Origin of the sequence: Kocuria sp. CPCC 205235 (assembly GCF_040980905.1) — a bacterium.
GTDB lineage: Bacteria > Actinomycetota > Actinomycetes > Actinomycetales > Micrococcaceae > Kocuria > Kocuria carniphila.
In genome coordinates this window covers 254,024-270,629 of the sequence record NZ_JAVKPR010000002.1, presented here as the reverse complement: position 1 = coordinate 270,629, position 16,606 = coordinate 254,024, and the positions used below count along the sequence as shown (strand labels likewise).

At 65.1% G+C, this 16,606-nt stretch carries 16 protein-coding genes; 7 read left to right on the top strand and 9 right to left on the bottom strand.

What is annotated here, in order from left to right; genetic code table 11:
• Positions 1–158: 158 nt before the first annotated feature.
• The 5 genes from RF638_RS02720 (at position 159) to RF638_RS02700 (ending at position 4,146) form a co-directional block, all read left to right on the top strand.
• Positions 159–863, top strand: coding sequence for an alpha-ketoglutarate-dependent dioxygenase AlkB (locus RF638_RS02720; protein WP_368841398.1), 705 nt, complete (start codon positions 159–161; stop codon positions 861–863).
• A 56-nt stretch (positions 864–919) separates the two neighbouring features.
• Positions 920–1,447: a flavin reductase family protein gene (locus tag RF638_RS02715; protein WP_368841397.1), complete on the top strand. Its 528-nt coding sequence runs from the start codon at positions 920–922 to the stop codon at positions 1,445–1,447.
• Positions 1,448–1,632: 185 nt separating this feature from the next.
• Complete coding sequence (locus tag RF638_RS02710) at positions 1,633–2,322, top strand: flavin reductase family protein (RefSeq protein WP_238663036.1); 690 nt, start codon at positions 1,633–1,635, stop codon at positions 2,320–2,322.
• A 48-nt stretch (positions 2,323–2,370) separates the two neighbouring features.
• Positions 2,371–3,408, top strand: coding sequence for a pirin family protein (locus tag RF638_RS02705; protein WP_368841396.1), 1,038 nt, complete (start codon positions 2,371–2,373; stop codon positions 3,406–3,408).
• A 186-nt stretch (positions 3,409–3,594) separates the two neighbouring features.
• Positions 3,595–4,146: a YceI family protein gene (locus tag RF638_RS02700; RefSeq protein WP_368841395.1), complete on the top strand. Its 552-nt coding sequence runs from the start codon at positions 3,595–3,597 to the stop codon at positions 4,144–4,146.
• 38 nt (positions 4,147–4,184) lie between these two features.
• On the opposite strand, the gene RF638_RS02695 is transcribed toward RF638_RS02700, so the two are convergent.
• Together RF638_RS02695 and RF638_RS02690 are read right to left on the bottom strand one after the other, a co-directional pair.
• A complete protein-coding gene (locus RF638_RS02695) occupies positions 4,185–4,475 on the bottom strand; it encodes a hypothetical protein (RefSeq protein ID WP_368841394.1) in 291 nt (96 codons plus the stop codon).
• A gap of 45 nt (positions 4,476–4,520) precedes the next feature.
• Positions 4,521–4,973 (bottom strand): cell division protein CrgA, encoded by a 453-nt coding sequence (locus tag RF638_RS02690; protein ID WP_095798600.1) that lies wholly within the window; start codon positions 4,971–4,973, stop codon positions 4,521–4,523.
• 172 nt (positions 4,974–5,145) lie between these two features.
• Between RF638_RS02690 and RF638_RS02685 the strand changes: the two genes are divergently transcribed.
• Entirely contained in the window at positions 5,146–5,787 is a 642-nt protein-coding gene (locus RF638_RS02685) for an aminodeoxychorismate/anthranilate synthase component II (RefSeq protein WP_368841393.1), read from the top strand.
• A gap of 138 nt (positions 5,788–5,925) precedes the next feature.
• Here the strand turns inward: RF638_RS02685 and pknB are convergent, their stop codons facing one another.
• The 7 genes from pknB to RF638_RS02650 are packed head-to-tail and all read right to left on the bottom strand — an operon-like array spanning position 5,926 to position 15,685.
• A complete protein-coding gene (gene pknB, locus RF638_RS02680) occupies positions 5,926–7,953 on the bottom strand; it encodes a Stk1 family PASTA domain-containing Ser/Thr kinase (protein ID WP_368841392.1) in 2,028 nt (675 codons plus the stop codon).
• 6 nt (positions 7,954–7,959) lie between these two features.
• Positions 7,960–9,756, bottom strand: coding sequence for a protein kinase (locus RF638_RS02675; protein WP_259913017.1), 1,797 nt, complete (start codon positions 9,754–9,756; stop codon positions 7,960–7,962).
• Complete coding sequence (locus RF638_RS02670; protein ID WP_095798604.1) at positions 9,753–11,198, bottom strand: penicillin-binding protein 2; 1,446 nt, start codon at positions 11,196–11,198, stop codon at positions 9,753–9,755. The genes RF638_RS02675 and RF638_RS02670 overlap by 4 nt, the downstream gene beginning before the upstream one ends.
• Positions 11,195–12,799 carry an FtsW/RodA/SpoVE family cell cycle protein gene (locus RF638_RS02665; RefSeq protein WP_238663035.1) on the bottom strand — a complete coding sequence of 535 codons (1,605 nt, stop codon included), beginning with the start codon at positions 12,797–12,799 and terminating at the stop codon, positions 11,195–11,197. Before RF638_RS02665 ends, RF638_RS02670 begins: the two co-directional genes overlap by 4 nt.
• Positions 12,796–14,340 carry a PP2C family serine/threonine-protein phosphatase gene (locus RF638_RS02660; RefSeq protein ID WP_095798605.1) on the bottom strand — a complete coding sequence of 515 codons (1,545 nt, stop codon included), beginning with the start codon at positions 14,338–14,340 and terminating at the stop codon, positions 12,796–12,798. Before RF638_RS02660 ends, RF638_RS02665 begins: the two co-directional genes overlap by 4 nt.
• Positions 14,341–14,343: 3 nt before the next feature.
• On the bottom strand, positions 14,344–14,862 hold the full coding sequence (locus tag RF638_RS02655; protein ID WP_095798606.1) for an FHA domain-containing protein: 519 nt from the start codon (positions 14,860–14,862) through the stop codon (positions 14,344–14,346).
• A gap of 1 nt (position 14,863) precedes the next feature.
• Positions 14,864–15,685 carry a DUF3662 and FHA domain-containing protein gene (locus RF638_RS02650; protein ID WP_095798607.1) on the bottom strand — a complete coding sequence of 274 codons (822 nt, stop codon included), beginning with the start codon at positions 15,683–15,685 and terminating at the stop codon, positions 14,864–14,866.
• Between the two features lie 210 nt (positions 15,686–15,895).
• On the opposite strand from RF638_RS02650, the gene RF638_RS02645 reads away from it, so the two are divergent.
• Positions 15,896–16,552, top strand: a complete 657-nt coding sequence (locus RF638_RS02645; protein WP_368841391.1) for a PepSY domain-containing protein — start codon at positions 15,896–15,898, stop codon at positions 16,550–16,552.
• Positions 16,553–16,606: the final 54 nt, after the last annotated feature.

The window sequence follows — 16,606 nt, the reverse complement described above, 5'->3', positions numbered from 1 at the left end:
GTCCAAGCGCGCGTGCACCCGTTAGAGCCCCCCGGTCGCGTCCCGTGCTGACGATCAATGCACGACGCTGTCTAACCATGTTTTGACAGTAGCAGTGGAGGTCACCGGTGGGTGAACAACCGGTTAACCATGTCGGGGGTGCTGCGTACGCTGGATGCATGACCAGGTTCGAGGTCAATGAATTGTTCTCCGTGCCCCGTGAACGTCAGGAACCGGCTCCCGGCGCGGTGCACCTTCCTGACTGGTTGGATCCCGAACGGCAGGCCCAGTTGGTCACGCAGTGTCGCGTGTGGGTCAGGGACTCTCCCATGCGCCACCAGGTGATGCCCGGCGGAGGCCGGATGTCCGTGCAGTCCGTAATGCTGGGGCGCAATTGGCGGCCCTACCGGTACGGGGCGAGTGCGGGTCCGGGGATCCAGGAGCTACCGGACTGGCTGGTGCACACGGGTCAGCGTGCCGCAGCGGACGCGTACGGGGAGCTCAGTGAGTTGGCGTTGAACTTCGAACCGGATTCCGCGCTGATCAACTACTACGACTCCCAGGCACACATGGGTATGCACCAGGACAAGGACGAATACTCGGCCGCGCCCATCGTGTCCCTGTCACTGGGGGACACGTGCGTGTTCCGGTTCGGTAATACTGAGACCCGCACCGCGCCCTATCAGGACATCGAACTGCGCTCGGGGGACCTGTTCGTCTTCGGCGGCCCGTCCCGGTACGCGTTCCACGGAGTGCCCAAGGTGTACCCCGGAACCGGTGGTCCGCAGTTGGGCATGAAGCACGGTGGCAGGCTCAACATCACGCTGCGGATGACCGGGGACGGGGCTAGCGGAGGGTTTGGGCTTGAGAAGCGGGGCGGGTGAGGCGGGTCCGTTCAGATCCGGTGCGGCGGCCTCGGTGGAAATGCCAGACTGAACCCATGGACGCAGAGGCAGTGGATCGAGAACCCACGGACGAACAAGTGGATCGCTATCGGCTCTTGGCCGGTGACCACGCAGCGGGTGTGGGCGTGGTGTGTTCGCGGCACCGCGGCAAGGATCACGCGGCCACGGTCACCGCGTTCGCGGACGTCTCCTACGATCCGCCCACCATGCTCGTGTGTCTTTACGACATGGGGCGGATCTGCGAGGCCGTGGAAACCTCCGGTGTGTGGACCCTGAGTCTGCTGAACTCGTCCCAGCGATCCGTGGCCAACTGGTTGGCGAGTCCCGGCAACCCCGTGGACGGGCTGCTGGATTCCGTTCCGTTCCACCGCACCGAAACCTACGGCACCCCGGTGTTGGACGGTTCCCTGGCCTGGTTCGAACTCGAAACCGTCTCCAGCCATACCGCGGCCACCCACGAGGTGTTCATCGGCCGCGTGGTGGCCATGGGCCGGGGCGAGGGTGCGGGCAATGCCGACGCACCGCTCGTGCACTTCGCCAAGGAATACCGTTCGTTGCGCTAGCCAACCGCGCTGACGCGACCACGTGAGCACCAGGGAGCAGGCAGTAATTGTGACGGACTGTTGCGCTGCCGGATGAACAAATCCGGAGCGGCCTGGAATTGTGGAGAGTCAGCCCCCGTTACAGCTACCACGCGCCTCGCAGTGTTTGAGGCCGTCAACCACGTCCACCTTCGGAAGGACTTTCCATGACAGATCAGCCTCGCAACGCACCATCCGGAGCTTCGCAGCCCGGCGCGGACTCTGCTGATCTGATGTCGCCGGACCGTCACGAGCACGTCCTGGATTCGGTGCCCGCCACCGGGAAAGAAGCGGAGCACGCCTCGGCCAAGGTCGCCGACTTCGTGGCACCCACGGAGGACCTCATCGAGGACGACAACCTGATCAACGGGTTCAAGGCGGCCTTCGGACAGCACCCCGCGGGAATCGCGATCATCACCGTGGCGGGACCGGAGGGTCCGGTGGGTCTCACGGCGTCGTCGTTATCGTCGATCTCTGCGCAACCGCCCATCCTGGGTTTCTCACTCCAGGCCAAACGCGGTTCGGCCGCGATCGTGGCCGACGCAGAGTCATTCCTGGTGCACTTCCTGGACGCGGACAACATCGACCTGGCCCGTGCCTTCTCGATCTCCGGCGCCCCGCGCTTCGGCGAGGACATGCCGTGGGAATCGTTGCCCACCGGTGAGCCTCGCCTGCTGGGAGTGCGTCGTGTGCTGCGTGCCGTGCCGCTCGCCCGGGTCAAGGCGGGCCCCGCACTGGTCTTCAACGCATCTGTCGTGGAGAATCTGGGCGACCAGGGCTCGGGCGAACCCCTGGTGTACCACCAGCGGCAGTTCCACGGGCTCAGCCAACAGTCCGTGATCGACTACCAGATCTGAACGCGGGAACGCCGCGCGTAAGGAAACGGGCAAGGAAGGAGGCACGCAGTGAGCAATATCGAACCGGATCCTTCAGAGCAACTCTGCGGAGAGGATGAGCCCACGCAGGGCCTGGAGATCATCGTTCCCCGTGAGGTTCCGCTGGGTGGGCCGCGTGCCATGCAGGTGCGCAGGACCCTTCCCGCGCGCGGGCGCACCATGATCGGCCCGTGGTGCTTCGTGGACCATTACGGCCCCGATGACGTCAGTGAGACCGGTGGCATGAATGTTCCGCCGCACCCGCACACCGGGCTGCAAACGGTGTCGTGGCTGTTCACCGGCCGCATTGACCACGAGGACTCGGCCGCTCATCAGGCCACCGTGACCCCGGGCAGTATCAACCTGATGACCGCAGGTCGCGGCATCAGCCACACCGAATACTCCACCGCCGACACCACCGTGTTGCACGGTGCCCAGCTGTGGCTGGCGCTACCCGATGAATCCCGCGACACCGATCCTGGTTTCGAGGCCTACACCCCCGAGCCGCTGAGCGGTGACGACTGGGATCTGCGCGTGTTCCTGGGCGAATTCGCGGGGCAGCGCTCGCCGGTGCATTCGTTCCATCCCGTATTGGGCGCCGAGCTCGTGGTGGATGCCACCGAGCACACCGTGGAGGTCGAATTCGACCTCCACGAGGACTTCGAACACGGCGTGCTGCTGGACGAGGGTAAGACCCTGATTCAGGTGGACCCCGATGACGGCGGTCCCAGGGGAGTTCTCAAGACCGCTCAGCTGGCCCACCTCGCGACCGGTGCCCGCAAGTTGAAATTCCAGGTACCCCAGGGCGAGCAGGTCATCCTGTTGATCCTGGGCGGCACCCCGTTCGGCGAACAGATCACCATGTGGTGGAACCTTGTGGGCCGCTCCCACGACGAGATTGTCGCCTATCGCGATGCCTGGCAGTCCGCCATCAATGCCGACGACGCCCCGCCCGCTGCGGAGGCCGATCCGCACGGCAGGTTCCTGAGCGTCGTGGCCGATTCGCACCACGACGGCGCTCTTCCGGCGCCCAAGCTGCCCAACGTGCGGCTCAAGCCCAGGCCGTAGGGCGGCGTCGAAAACACTTAGGAGAACCCGATCCGCATCCGGATCGGGTTCTTCTATGATCTAGATCATATAAATAGTTTCCATGGAATTGGTTGACATCTCAACACAGGGGAGTAAAGTAGTTTCCGAAGCAAGCAGTTGTTCCCCGGGCCAACGGGGAGCGCGATATTTCTAAGGAGATTCCCTATGACTACTTTGAACGGCATGACCACCGGCACCTGGACCCTGGACCCCGCTCACACCGAGATCGGCTTCAGCGTTCGTCACGCAGGCATCTCCAAGGTGCGCGGCCAGTTCTCGGACGTCTCCGGCCAGCTCAACGTGGCTGAGGACGCAGCACAGTCCACCGGCGAGATCGTGGTGGGCATGGCTTCCGTGGACACCAAGAACGAAGCTCGTGACAACCACGTCCGTTCCGAAGAGTTCTTCGACGTGGAAAACCACCCGCAGATGACCTACCAGGTCACCGGCGTGGATCTGACCGACGGCGAAGGCACCGTGTCCGGTGAGTTGACCCTGCGCGGCGTGACCAAGCCGGTCGAGCTGAAGGCAGAGTTCAACGGCGTGGCCGTTGACGCCTTCGGAGTGACCCGTGCGGGCTTCACCGCCTCCACCTCGATCTCCCGCAAGGAGTTCAACGTGACCTGGAACGCGGCTCTCGAGGCCGGCGGCGTGATGGTGTCCGACAAGGTCAACATCGACCTGGACGTCGAGTTCACCGCTCCCGAAGCCAACTGATCCCGCACATGCGGTCACTGCGCGGGCCAGGGAGAGGGTCAGCGCAGTGACTGCACAATGAAGTACAGCAAGGGCACCAGTACAAGTCCGAGCAGGGCAATCCGCCGCAATCGCACTTCCATGCGAGCGGCGTTGATCTGACGCTTGTTCCCCCCGGTGTCCTGACGGTCTTCAATGAGCGGGGCTGTCCCGGTCGCAGATTCCTGCGGCCGGGACTTTTCCCTGTCCGGAGTCTGATCCGAGCGCGGGGTGGTGTCCCCGGCGTCTCCGGTACTGGCGGGGCCAACTGGGTCAGGATCCGAACCCGGTTGCTGCGGTGACGTGGCCACGATGTGCCTCCTGGGCTGAGAATTCTATGAGCGCAAGCGTGCGGGTCAACGCCATCTGGTGGTCATGATCAGTCCGGTCATCATGAAGACGAGGCCGATGATCAGGTTCCACACGTTGATCCCCGGAATGGGAAGTGTGCCCTGGAACAGGTAGTACACGATGATCCACAGCAGGCCCACGATCATCAGGCCGATCATAACCACCTTGTACCACATGGGGGTCGGCTGGGGCTCGCCGGTGCGGTCGCGTTTGGCTGCCTTGCGCAGGGCCTTCTTGTTCTTCTCGCCCTCCAGCTCGTCCGTGCCGTCCGCCGTTGCGGAGGTGGAGCCACCGTTGTCACGGGCTACCGACTTCTCGAACGCTTCCGCATGACGATTGCGGGGCAGGTTCTGGGCGGCCAGTTCGGTCAGCTGACGATCCTCGTCCGTGATCGCGTACTTCTGGTTGGATTCCAGGGACTCGCGGGACTTACCGAATCGCTTCTTGGGCTGGGACACTACTGATCATTCCTCCTGCTGCGTGGGACGTGCGGGGTTCGGACCCCTCCACGGTACGCATTGCGAGCGTGAGACGCCTGGGCGTGAAACCGGCGTTCAGTCTACCGCTCACGCGGGCGTAGACTTGCGCGATAGTTCCGTCTAATCGCTTGTACGCGCAGGAGTAGCTTTCGTGTCCGTGAAGATTCTCGTGGTGGATAACTACGACAGCTTTGTCTACACCTTGGTGGGTTACCTCCAACAGTTGGGGGCCGAAACCACGGTGATCCGCAATGACGACCTCGATGTCGCGGCGGTGACCGCTCTGGCCGGTGAGCACCAGGGCGTCCTGCTGTCACCGGGGCCCGGCGCACCGGCGGATTCCGGTGTCTGCCCAGACCTGATCCGCTGGGCCGAACAGACCAGGACCCCGCTGTTGGGTGTGTGCCTGGGTCACCAGGCGCTCGGCGAGGTCTATGGCGCCAGCGTGGGTCACGCGCAGCAATTGATGCACGGCAAGACTTCCCAGCTGATCCACCACGGTACGAGCGTGTTCGCTTCCGTACCGTCCCCGTTCACGGCCACGCGTTATCACTCGCTCGCCGTCGACGCCGCTGCGGTCCCGGACTGCCTCGAGGTCACCGCGACCACCGAGGACGGCCAGGTGGTCATGGGGCTCAAGCACCGCACCGCGCCCCTGCACGGCGTGCAGTTCCACCCCGAGTCCGTGCTCACCGAGGGCGGGTACCTCATGCTCGGCACGTGGCTCGAGGAGGTCGGGCAGGTGGGTGCCGCAGCCGCGGCCGCCGGGTTGTCCCCGCTCATGACCGCCTGAGAGTTCAGCGTCCCGCTGCGTTCGGGTCTCGTCCGGATGCGACGTCACGCACAACCATGACCGGCATCAGCGGTGACCTTCACGGAAACGCCGTGCTCCCCGAGAAGGGGGAGCACGGCGTCGTCGTCTGTGGAGCGGCTAACCCCGGGAGCGGGTAGATGCCGGGGTCGGCCTCTCAGCCTGTTCGTCCGAACCATTGCCGGCCGATTCGGGCTCGGCAGACGGTGTGGGCTCGGCCGAGGTCGGTTCCGCCGTCGGCTCCTCACTGGGCTCCGGCGTGGGGGTGGGTGTGGCCGTGGGTGACGGCGTCACCTGACGCGCAATGGTGAGTGTGACCGTGGACCCCTGGGCCACCGAAGAACCGGCCGGGGCGGACTGTTCGAGCACGGTGTCCGTGGCCTCATCCCGGGAATCCCGGACTGCGATGTTGAAGTTCAACCGGACGTTGTCCGCGCGTAGGGCGCTCTCGGCTTCGGCGCGGGACATGCCCACGACGTCCGGCACGGTCACCCGACCGCTGGAGACCTGCAACTGCACGGGGCTGTCCTTGTCGAGCGAGGTGCCGCCAGCTGGATCGGTGGACATCACCACGTTCTCGGGAACGGTTGCGCTGTTGGCCGTGCTGACCATGCCCACGCTCAGGCCCGCTTCACGCAGGGCATTGCGGGCGTTGTCCAGGGTCTGACCGACCAAGTCATTGGGGACGTCCACGGTGCCGGGCCCGTCCGAGACGGTCACAGCCACGCTGGAACCCACCGCCACCTGATCGCCCGCGGAAGGATCCATGGTGATGACGTGCTTCTCCGGCACGGAATCGCTGTTCTCGGTGCTGAAGGTGGGCTCGAGCTGGGCGTCACGCAGCGTGTTCTCCGCTGTGGTGCGGTCCATTCCCACGACCTGCGGAACGGAAACCATGGACGGCTGCTCCACCTGCTGGTTCTGCCACCACTGCACACCCAGGACACCGCCGATTCCGAGCCCCGTGATGAGCAGGACGATCAGCACCGCGGGGAGGATCCAGCCGTTGCCGCCCTTCTGCTTGTCCCGCTTGGCAGGCGCGGCCTGCTTGTCCCGCTTGGCAGGCGCGGCAGCCGCGGCACCCGGTCGCACGTCCTCGGTGTCCTCATCCGGATCGAGTTCGTAGTGCAGGGGGTCATCATTCGCGTCGACCGGTTGCTCGGCGGTCTCACTGCGTCCGGCTGCGACTACGGCGCCGGCGGCGGCTCCCGCACCCACAGCAGGGAGGGTTTTCGTGTTGGTGTCCGCGGTCTGCGTGGGATCCATTGCCTGAGTGGCCTCGAGATCATCCGGCAACTCCACGAGAACTGTACGCAACGCGCGGCGCATCTGAGCGGCGTCGGAAAAGCGATGGTCCCGGTCCTTGGCCAGCGCCCGTTCCATGAACCGGTCCACGGACTTGGGCAGCTGGGGGTTCAACGCCGACGGCGCGGGCGGCGCGTCCCGCACGTGCTGCGCTGCGATCGCGACCGAGGACTCGCCCACGAACGGTGCGCGGCCGGTGAGCATCTCGAACAGCACGCACGCCGCGGAATACAGGTCCGAGCGCGGGTCCACCGAGGCACCGCGGGCCTGCTCGGGGGACAGGTACTGCGCGGTGCCCAGGACCGCTTGGGACTGCGTGAGCGCGGCCTGGGTGTCCTCGACGGCGCGCGCGATGCCGAAGTCCATGACCTTGACCCCGCCGTCCGGGGTGACTTTCACGTTGGCCGGCTTGATATCGCGGTGCACGATGCCCGCGCGGTGGCTGAAGGAGAGGGCATCCAGAATGCCGAACATGTACTCGATGGCCTGCTCGGGGTCGATGCCCTTACCGTGGATCAGTTCCCGCAGGGTCTGGCCGGGGACGTACTCCATCACGATGTACGGCCGGGTCACGCCGTCCGGGCCCTGCGGCTTGATCTCGCCGGTGTCGTAAATCGAGACGATCGTGTGGTGGTTCAGGGAGGCCACTGCTTGTGCCTCGCGCTGGAACCTCTCGTGGAACGTATCGTCCGCGGCGAGTTCGGGTCGCAATACCTTGATGGCTACGCGACGCCCCAGACGGGTGTCCTCACCCACGTGCACAGTGGCCATGCCACCGCGACCGATGACCTCACCGACCTTGTACCGGTCGTTGATCAGGTCTGGCATTGCGGGCATCGGCATGCTGGGTCACCCCTCGGTTCCGGTGCCGGCACCGGAACCCTGCTCGGCGCCGCTCACGCTCTGCTGGCCCTGGGCAGCATCCGAGCGCGGAGCCTCGGCCACGCTCTGCAGCTGACCGTCCGCGGGTGACGACGCCGCGGCGTCGGGATCGGCGGCGGCTTCTGCCGCCGGGGTGGCCGCGGAATCATCGCGGGCCCCGGGGTTCTGGGTGGCGGCCGGGGCGTCGTCGGGAGCCTGGGTGGGCTCGGCGGGCTGCGGTGCCTGCGTCTGCTCCGGCGCGGGGTTCTGTGTGGCCGGGGCATCCTGCGCGGGAGCCTCCGAATCCTGCTGGCCGCCGCCATTGTTGCCGGCCTCGGGAGACCACGCGACGTAGAGGATCACGGTGGAACCCACGGCGACCTCGGTACCCGCTTCAGGGTCCGAGGAGATCACGGTGCCATCGGGGTTACCACTTCCCTGCTGCAGCCGCTTGTCCACGTTCACACCGAGCTGCGCGATGTCATTGGCTATCTCGTCACCGTTCTGGCCCACGATGCTCGCCGGAAGCGTGACCATCTCCGCGGAGGGGCTCGCGGTGGAAGACGTCACGGTGCCCTGCGGAGTGGAATCGCCATCGTCCCGGTTGCCCAGAGCCCACAGTCCGAAGATCACGCCGCCCAGCAAGAGCAACACCAGGGGCAGCACCCAGGGCCACGGAGACTTACGCCGACCAGCCGATTCGGAGCCACCCTTGCCCGTGGAGTCGGAGTGCTCCACGGCGTCGAACTGTGCGGTGGAGGGGTGGGCACTGTACTTGGGATCCGGTCTATTGGCGGCGGCTGCGGAACCGACGACCGCCGGTACGGCTGCCGAACCCGTGGAACGCGGCATGGGCCGGGTGCGATCATCCTTGACCGGGGAGATCGCCTCGGTGGGTTGGTCGTCCTCGGGGTGGTCGGGGAGGAACTGAGCCATCCCGGGAACCATGGCCACGGCGGACTTCACGTCGTTGCGTCGGAGTGCATCCACGGCGTTGGCCAGCTTGCCGGCGTTCTCCGGGCGGTCCTGCGGATCCTTGGCGAGCATGGACATGATCAGCGCGCGAACCGGTTCCGGAATGCTGTCCGGAAGCGGCGGTGGCGGATCGTTGACCTGGGCCAGGGCTATGGCGATCTGGGATTCACCGGTGAACGGTCGCTTCCCAGCCAGCAGTTCGTAGCCGATGATGCCCAGCGAATAGATATCGGAGGAGCCCGTGGCGGTCTGGCCCGTGGCCTGTTCCGGCGCCAGGTACTGGGCGGTGCCCATGACCTGACCGGTGGCAGTGAGCGGCACCTGATCCGCCAAGCGGGCGATGCCGAAGTCCGTCACCTTGACCCGGTTGTCCGGGGTGATGATCAGGTTGCCCGGCTTCACATCGCGGTGTACCAGACCCTGCGCATGAGCAGCGGCCAAGGCGCGGGCAGTCTGCCCGATGTAGTTCAGAACGGTGTCCGGCTCGAGCGACTTCTTGCGATCGATCACGTTGGACAGCGGATCACCCGGAACCAGCTCCATGACCAGGAACGCGGAGCCTTCGTCCTCGCCGTAGTCGAAGACATTGGCCACGCCGGGGTGGTTGAGCAGCGCGGTGTGCCGAGCCTCGGCACGGAATCGCTGCAAGAAGGTCGGGTCGCCGTTGTATTCGTCCTTCAAGATCTTGACGGCCACGATGCGGCCCAGGACCTGGTCCTTTGCTTTCCAGACCTCTCCCATGCCGCCTATGGCGATACGTTCTGTGAGTGCGTAGCGCCCGCCCAAAATGGTGTTCGACGATGGTCTCACTGGTTCAACACCGCCTCAAAGAGTTGCTTAGCGCTCGGACTGGTCAACTGTGCACCGGTGGTTACGTCTACGTCTTCGATAACCACTGCCACCGCAATCTGGGGGTCGTTTGCGGGCGCAAAACCAGTGAACCACGAGTCGTTCAATCCTGCTTCGGTTCCCAGCTCTGCGGTACCCGTTTTGCCGCCTACTTCCACACCGGGAACGGCAGCGCCGCCGGCGATACCGTCACTGACGACCTGCACCATGAGGTCCTTGACGGTTTGGGCGGTCTCCGGATCCGTGGAACGGCGCAGCTGCTCGGCCTCGAAGTCCTGGATCACGGACAAATCGGAAGAGCGCACGGTTTTCACCAGCTGAGGTTTCATCATCACACCGTCGTTGGCGATCGCGGCGGACATCATGGCCACCTGCAGGGGAGTGGTGCGGACGTCGTACTGGCCGATCGAGGACAGAGCGAGCTGGGAGTCATTCATGTCCTCCGGGAACAGTGAGGGAGTCACCTGCAGCGGAATGGACAGGTCCTGTCCGTAGCCGAAGTTCTCCGCGGTCTTGCTGATGGCGTCCTGACCGAGGTCCATGGCGATCGACGCGAACGGCGTGTTGCAGGACTGCTCCAGGGCGAACTCCAGGTTCACCTCGGTGCGGGCCGCGCAGCCACCCTGACGGTAGTTGGGCAGGTTGACCGTGGTACCCGGTAGCGGAAGTTCCGCCGGGTTGGGCAGCGTGGAATCGGTGTCGTACTGACCGGACTCCAGGGCCGCCACGGTGTCGATGATCTTGAACGTGGACCCCGGTGCGTAGAGGTCGCCGGCGATGGCGCGGTTCTCCAAGGGCTTGTCCGGGTCGCTGTTGAGCTCGTCGGCGGCGGAGACCACTTCGTCCGCGTTGTGGGACGCCAAGCGGTTTGCATCGTAACCGGGGCTGGAGGCCATGGCCAGGATCTCGCCGGTCTGCGGATTCACCGCCACGATTGATCCCTTGTGGCCCTCCAGCAGATCGTGCGCGGTGCGTTGCAGTTCGGGGTCCAGCGTGAGTTCCACGGAAGCACCGGTGGGCTGATTACCCGAGAACAGGGACACCACACGGTTGTAGAACTGCTCGTCCGAGGCTCCGGACAGTTGCTCACCCATGGTCGCTTCCAGCCCGGTGGCGCCGTAGACCAGCGAGAAGTACCCGGTCAGGTGTGCGTACAGCGGAGAGGATTCGTACACGCGTTGGTGCTCGAAATCGTCCTGGGACGGAACGGACTTCGCGATCTCCTCGCCACCCACCAGGATGGACCCGCGATCCGAGCCGAACTGCTCGTACAGGGCCCGGTTGTTCCAGGGATTGGCCTCGAGTGACTTGGCGGCGAAGAACTGCACGTAGGTCAGCGCCAGGAGAAGGACCATCACAATGGCCACGGACGCGAACCACAGTCGACGAATGGACGTGTTCATTGTGTTCCTCCTTCCGGGGTCGAGCCCGATTGATCTGAAGATTTCGAACCGGAACGCCCTCGGATCCGGGAGATGACTTCGGTGGCCGTGCCTGCGTCGTCGTGGGGTCCACCCGTACCGGCGACCGAGGAGGACAACTCGGTGGTGGGCTCGGAGTCATCGAGCTCACCCTCCCGCTCCTGGTCATCACGCGTGGCCTTCACATGAGCTTGGAGTTCCGCGTAGTCCTCGTCGGTGGCCGGGCCGGTCAGGACCGGTCGACGGGCCGTGTGCGAGATGGCCAGGAGGACCGCGGTGATGATCCAGTTAGACAGCAAGGAGGAACCACCGGCGGACATGAATGGCGTGGTCAAACCCGTCAGCGGCAGCAACCGGGTCACACCGCCGATGACCACGAGCAACTGGATGATCATGAGCGCGGAGAGTCCCGCGGCCAGCAGCTTGCCGAAGTGATCACGGGTACCCAGGGCGGCGCGCAGGCCGCGGGTTGCGAACAGCAGGAACATGCACAGAATGGCGCCCAGACCGATCAGGCCGAGCTCCTCACCGAACGCGGTGATGATCATGTCCGAATTGGCATAGGAGACCAGATCCGGGCGGCCCTGGCCCAGCCCCTGACCGAACAACCCACCGGAGGCCAGCCCGAACAGTCCCTGGACGATCTGACCGGAGCCACCTGGAGAGCGGTTGTAGACCTCGGGTTCAAAGGCGTTGAGCCAGGAATCCAGACGCAGGCTCACGTGGGAGAAGATGCGGCTCGCCACGAAGCCGCCCACCAGCATGAGCGTCACGCCCAGGACGATCCATCCCATGCGGCCGGTGGCCAGGTAGATCATGACCAGGAACAGGCCGAAGAAGAGGATCGCGGTGCCCAGGTCACGCTGCAGCACGAGCACACCGATGGCGATCAGCCATGCGGCGAACATCGGAGCAATGTCCTTGAAACGCGGCAGCCGTACCGGGCCGATCTTGCGGCCGGCCAGCATGATCAGGTCGCGGTTGGTGGACAGGTATCCGGCGAAGAAAATGGCCAGGGTGATCTTGGCGATCTCACCGGGCTGGAACGTCCGTCCGGCCACGGAGATCCACAGCCGTGCGCCGTTGATCTCCACACCCAGGCCGGGCACCATCGGCAAGAGCAGGAGCAACGCGGACAACAGAAGAGAAATGTAGGTGATCTTGCGGAGCAGGCGGTGGTCCTTGAGCAACCAGAGCACGACGCACGCGACCACCATGGCCAACCCGGTCCAGACCACTTGGGTGTCGGAGGCGGTCTGTCCCGTGGAGAGATCGATGCGGTGGATCATGGCCAGGCCGAGACCGTTGAGGGTCACTGCAATGGGCAGCAGGTAGGGATCCGCGTAGCGGGCGCGGATCCACAACACCACGTGGATCAATAAGCCGCCGCCGGCCAGTACCGCACCGCTCGTGATGATGCGCCCCGGGTCCTCGGTCAGCTGATCAGGATCCACCAGGATGTTGGCGCCGATTCCAATGGCCAAGGCGATCAGCAGCAGGAACAGCTCCGTGATCCGCCGGGGTTTGGGCGTGACCTGCTCGTCAGGAGCGTTCGGGGGAGCGCTTGTCACGGCATTGCTCACGAGCCATCACCCCCATTGCTGTTCTCCGGAGTGGCGGAGGGGGAGCGAGAATCCTCCGGCGTGGGCGTGATGACCCTGACCTGGCCCGTGGGCTGCGGGCTGGGTTCGCCGTCCCCGGAGCTCGCCAGCTCGGTCACGATGCGTTCGGCCTCTTGGTGGCTTCCCGCGGGAATGGTTCCGCGCACGCGTTCCTGTACGTAATTGGGCAGACTGTCCACCTCAATGGTGGTGGTGCTGTTCAACTCGCTCAGGCTGATGGGGCCCAGGCTCTGGGACACACCGTTGTAAATGGCCACCTTCCCGTCGTTCTCGCCCACGTAGTACTGCGAAGAGGTCCAGGACTTGGCGGCCCAGCCGCCCAGCAGTAGCGCGAGCGCCGCGAGGCCCAACAGACCGATGACCAGCGCACGACGCCGCTTGCCGCCCTTTCGCTGCCGGCCCTCGCCGAACAGGGCGTTCCTGACCTCGTCCGGGTCTGACGGGATGTCCAGGGTGGAGGTGCGCAGCAGGGTGGCGCGGCGTTGGGCCACGGAATCGGTCACGGTGGGGATGCGACCCGTCTGGGTGGCGTTTGCCGCGGCGCCCACCAGCAGGTGGGGGCGTTCTGAGAGGTCCCGACGCAACGCGGCGGCCGAGGATTCTTCGGCTTCCGCCGGTGTGCGGTGATTGTCCGTGTAGCCGGCACCGGCCACGGGGGAGTCCAGGCTCGAGTTCCAGAGCTCTTCGTCCGCGAGCTGTTCGTCCGAGGTGCGGCTCTCGTCCGGTATTGCACCCACGGTTTCACCCGTGGTGGGGGCGGGTTCGCTGCCCTGGGGGATTTCCTGGACCTCGGCGACCACCACGGTCACGTTGTCCGGGGCTCCGCGGTCCAGGGTGAGTTCCACCAGGGAGTTCACGATCTGGTTGAGGTCTCCGGTCGAGCGCATGATCGATTCGATGGTCTGCGCGTTGACCACCGCGTTGAGGCCGTCCGAGCACAACAGCCAGCGTTCACCCACCTTGGGGGCAATGGTTTGTACTTCGAGTTCGGGGGAGGCGTCCACGTCGCCGAGCACGCGCATGAGCACGTTCTTGTGCGGGTGGCTTTCTGCCTCCTCGGGCCGCAACCGGCCTTCGTCGATGAGTCGCTGCACAAACGTGTGGTCCGTGGTGACCTGGCTGAAGCCTTCATCCTCGGACCAGCGGTACGCACGTGAATCACCGATGTGGGCCACGGAAATCGAGTCGCCGTCGATGAGCAGCGAAGTCACCGTGGTGCCCATGCCACCCAGACGGGGGTTGGTCTGGACCAGCTTGGCCAGGTTCTGGTTGGCGTTCTGGATCTCGTCCGCCAAGATCGTTTCGGCTTCACCTTCGTGACCCGGGTGATCCAGGTGGGTGAGGTCGATGACGGCCGATGCCGAAGCGACGTCGCCACCCACGTGGCCGCCCATGCCATCGGCGACCACGGCCAAGTAGCGACCCGCGTACGCGGAGTCGTCGTTCTTGGAGCGGACCCGGCCGACGTCCGAGCGTGCGGCAAAGCGGAAAGCAATGGGCATGAGTTAGGGCCTCAGTTCCATGACGGTTCGCCCCACCCGAAACTGCATGCCGGGTTCGACAGCCGCCGCGCGGGAGAGTTTCTGACCCTGCACGAATGTGCCGTTGGTGGAGCCCAGGTCCTCGAGGAACCAGCGTGAACCTTGGGGGAACAGTCGGGCGTGGCGGCCGGAGGCGTAGTCGTCCTCGAGCGGAACCGTGGCTTCGTTGGAGCGACCGAGCAGGACGGGCGCGGAACCGAGCTGGAAACTGCTGCCGGACAGGGGCCCTTCGATGATCATGAGGTTTCGGGGGCGGTGCCGTGTGCCACCCGTGGTGGTGGGACCGGATCCATTGGCGGCGGGTTGCTTGGCGGGACGTTCCTTGCGTGCGGATGTGCGCTTGTTCCGCGCGTTCTGCACAGCGGCCCGGGCCTTGTTGCCCACCGCGAGGTCGCGCGCCTGCGAGGCAATGACGGCGAAAATGAAGATCCACAGCAACGCCAAGAAACCGAAGCGCAACAGCGTGATGGTCAGCTCAGACACGTCAGCGCCCTTCCTTGGGGAGTAGCAACCGGAACACCAAACGGGTTCGCCCCATGGTAATCACGGATCCGTTGACCAGCTCGGCACGACCCTGCACGCGTTCACCGTCAACGTAGGAACCATTGGTGGAGCCCAGATCCACAGCAATGTAGTGCTGGCCCTGCCGCCGGATTTCCAGGTGCTTTCGGGAAACGCCGGTGTCCTCCACGGTGATGTCCGCCTCGGTGGAACGGCCTACGCTCACGGCGGGGGCGTTCAGGGAGAAACGTTCACCGCTGACTTCGATGACCGGGACGTACTCGACGGCTTGGTGCGGCTCGTGGCCTGGGCCGGGAGCGGCGTCGAACGGGGCCGGGCGTGATTCCTGACGCGGGGCGGGTGGTGGTTCCGGGGCGCGTACCGAGGCCGACGCCGCTCCGGAGGAACTCCCCGAGGACACGGTGCCAACGTCGGTGCGTTCGGAGGACGAGACGATCTGGAACTCCCCGGCCTCGAGATCCGGGTTGCGGATGAAGCTGACCCGAACGGCACCCTGCAGCGTGTAGGCCTGGGACCGCGCGTGCCGGATGATCACGTCGCACAGTTCTTCGGCCAGTTGCGTGCCCCATTCCTGGGCGCGGGGGAAATCGTCGTCCGAGAACTGGACGGTGAAAACGTTGGGTGCCATGGTGCGCCCGGCGGAGATCGTGAATGATTCCTGATCGAGTTCACGGCGCAGGGCGCTGGCGATCTCCACGGCTTCAACTCGTTTGCGGGAACCCGCGGTGAAAGCGGTGCGTACGGCCTTTTCGATACCGCTTTCCAAACCGGTCCAAAAACCCACTGCCGCCTCCTTCCACGCCAACCCGTGGCGGTCTCGTGTGCGCGCCGACCGGGGGAGGTGGGCGTGTGACGGTGAGTAGTCCCCAGAATAGTAGACACCCTGGCTGAGTAGCCGGTGAAAGTCAGGGGGGTGCCCGTCGGCAGTTTTCATTGCGAGCGAAGAGTCCGAGGTAATCCCCTAAAACTCGCGGGTAAGCGGGATAATTGACGTATGAAGCACACTGAGAAAATTCTGACCCTGAGTTCCTCCGCCGTGATCGGTGCGCTCCTGCTCTCCGGCTGCGGAGCCAACAACGACGAACCCGCCGCGGAAGCCCCCGCGGAGACTACCGCGGCCGTGCCCGAAAACGAGTCCACCGCCGAGATCACCGATGATCCCAGCGACGGCCAGGCCTCCGACCCCAGCGAGGACGCCTCGGGCTCCGCGTCGGCGAGTGACGAGGACGGCGGCGAGGCTGCGTCGCTGGCAGCGGTGGAGACCGTTCTTGCCAAGTACGAGGGCGGCGACGTGGCGGACATCGACTACGACCGTCGGAACAACGTCTTTGAGGTCGAGGTCATCCAGAACGACACCAAGCACGATGTCACCGTGGATGGTGCGGGCCAGAACATCACCAACGAGCGGGAGGACGGCAACGCGGACCAGGATGACCTGGACGAATTGGGTCAGGCCTCCATCTCCATCGACGAGGCCATCAAGCGCGTCTTCGAAGAGGCCTCGTCACAGGACGGCACCGTGCTGTTCGACGACGCCTCCCTGGACGAGGACAACGGCACCCTCAACTGGGAAGTTGAGCTGGACATCGACGATCGCGATGCCACGTACTACGTGGATGCGACCGAGGGCTCGGTACGCGCCGACAACTGACCCGCAGCTCGGGTCTTGCGTTCGTGAACAGCGGCTCTGCCCTGCACTACCTTT